Raw genomic sequence first — 2,338 nt, 5'->3', positions numbered from 1 at the left:
GGGTCCGGCTTCTTGGTGGGCTGCTGCGTCGGGCCCGGGTTGGGCTGGGCCGACACCGACGGCGCCGGCTCCTTGTCCTTGTCCGGGTCCGGCTTGTCGTTCTCGGTCTGCTCCGGCTTGGGCTGCGGGTTCGGCTGCTGCCGCTGCCGGGGGGCCTTGCGCTCGGGCGTGGCGTCCGGGTCGGGCGCGGCCTCCTCGGGCGTCTCCTCCGGGGCGGGCTCGCCGTCGTCGGTCGCTTCGGGCTCCGGTTCGGGCTCCGGTTCGGGCTCCGGTTCCGGCTTGGGTTTGGGCTCCGGCTTCGGCTCGGGCTTGCGCTCCTCGATCGGCGGCGGCATCTTCTCCACGTCGATCGGGTCGTTCGGCGGAGGTTCGCCCGGTATCAAGGAGGCCGCGGCCTCCGGTACCGGCTGCGCCATGGCGACCCACGGATGAGTGATCACCGCGCCCGTGGTCGCCGAAAGCCCGGTCAGGACGAGCCCGGAGACCAGGGTGACGCGCTTTGAGGGACTGCGTTGGGCCATATAGCGTCCTCCTCGATCTGCGGATTCAGTGCGGTTCATTGGGTTCCGGCGATGGGCTTCCAGCCCGCCGCGCGGAACTCGGGGGTGCCGGGGGCGGCGACCTTCGGCACGACGACCTGCTGCGGATCAGGGATGTTGACCCAGTCACCGCGGGCGCCGCCGCGCGCGTCCGGCCGCCAGGCCATGAGCAGGCTCATGGCATAGGGGCTTGAGTAGGCCGGGGTGTCCACCCCGGCGTCCTTCGTGGCGGTCACCTGTACCAGCACGGAGACCTCCACCTGGTCCGCGGCGCGCGAACGCCACTGAACGCCGATCGTCGTGGTGCGCAGGCCCGCGCCGGGCGGCAGTTCGCCCTCCTCGGGCAGCCCGAGCGTCTTGCGCCAGTCGCGTACCACCGCCGCCGCCCCGGCTCGGGCGGCCTCCTGCTGGTCCGGCGGCGCGTACAGGACCGCGGCCTGCTCGGCCTGGTCCGGGTCGAGGGTCCAGGCCGCCTCCAGCGCGGCGGCGGCGGCCGAGGCCGCGCCGAGTTCGGTCTTGGGGAAGCCGATCGGGTAACCGCCCTCGCCGTGGTACCCGGACGGCTTCGCCAGCGTGATGCCCACCGGCTCGGTCCGTGCCGCCGCCTGGGTAGGGGCCGGGCCGGACCGGAACAGGAGCCACACCACGACCCCCGCGGCCACGGCCGCGACCAGGGCGATGAGCACCCAGCGCAGCGTGTGCCGGGGCGGCCCCAGTCCCCAGTCCAGTACCGGATCGTCGGAGATCTTCACTAATGGCCCCGGCTCGCCTTGGAGAAGCCCAGTCCCACCGCTGCCGACAGACGCAGGTACGCGGCCCTGGTCGCCGGGCGCAGCCGTACCAGATCGACCTCCGCGCCCTCCTTCAGGTGCGGGTCGTACGGCACGCGGATCACCGCGCGGCAGCGTGAGGTGAAGTGGCGCTCCAGCAGCTCGATGTCCACGTCGGTCTTGCGCTCCACCGCGTTCAGCACCACGATCGCGTTCTTGACCAGGTCGGCGTGCCCGTGCGCGGTCAGCCAGTCGAGCGTGGCCGCCGCCGAACTGGCGCCGTCCACCGCGACCATGGTCACCAGTACGACCTGGTCGGCGAGTTCGAGGGTCGCGCCCATCGCGCCGTGCAGCAGGCCGGTGCCGCAGTCGGTGATGCAGATCGAGTAGTAGCGCTCGATCAGCTTGGTGACCGTACGGTAGTCCTCGGCGTTGAACGCCTCGCTGACCGCCGGGTCGGCGTCGGAGGCCAGTACCTCCAGCCGGGCCGCCGACTGCGAGGTGAACGCGCGGGCGTCGGCGTAGCGGGCGATGTGCGGGGCCTCGGCGAGGAAGGTCCGGATGGTCGCGGCGGTCTCGGACTTGACCTTGAGCCCGAGCGTGCCCCGGTCGGGGTTGGCGTCGATGGCGATCACGCGGTCGCCGCGCAGCGAGGCCAGCGTGTTGCCGAGCGCGGCGGTGGTCGTGGTCTTGCCGACCCCGCCCTTCAGGCTCATCACCGCGATCCGGTGATGGCCGCTGGCCACCGGGATCTGCGCCTGCCCGATCAGCGTACGACGCTCCAGCTCGGCCGCCGACTCCGCGGGGTTGATCCGCCCGCCGGACAGCCTCCACAGAATCCGCCGCCACCCTCCGGCCGGTTCCGGCTGCCGGTTGGTGAGCAGGTGCTCGGCGGTGAGCGGCACGGACTCGGGGATCGGTTCCTGCGATGCGGCCGCGGATTTGGCCGAGCGGATCGGGGGGGAGGGCTCCGTCATGTCGCGTCCTTTCGCGGAGTCTTACCGGTTCGGAGGTCTGTGGGGTGCGGGG

Annotated in this window: 2 protein-coding genes and 1 pseudogene; all 3 read right to left on the bottom strand. The window is 72.5% G+C overall.

The window, feature by feature from the left end; translation table 11 throughout:
- Positions 1-521, bottom strand: a pseudogene (locus tag C1I98_RS42310) (hypothetical protein); the annotation flags it as partial.
- A 35-nt stretch (positions 522-556) separates the two neighbouring features.
- Positions 557-1,291, bottom strand: a complete 735-nt coding sequence (locus C1I98_RS37935) for a hypothetical protein (protein WP_111172062.1) — start codon at positions 1,289-1,291, stop codon at positions 557-559.
- Complete coding sequence (locus C1I98_RS37930; protein WP_111172061.1) at positions 1,291-2,286, bottom strand: MinD/ParA family ATP-binding protein; 996 nt, start codon at positions 2,284-2,286, stop codon at positions 1,291-1,293. Before C1I98_RS37930 ends, C1I98_RS37935 begins: the two co-directional genes overlap by 1 nt.
- Positions 2,287-2,338: the final 52 nt, after the last annotated feature.

The organism is Spongiactinospora gelatinilytica (assembly GCF_003236385.1).
Classification (GTDB): domain Bacteria; phylum Actinomycetota; class Actinomycetes; order Streptosporangiales; family Streptosporangiaceae; genus Spongiactinospora; species Spongiactinospora gelatinilytica.
Note: the sequence above shows the minus strand (reverse complement) of the source record. Positions and strands in the feature narration are given on the sequence as shown.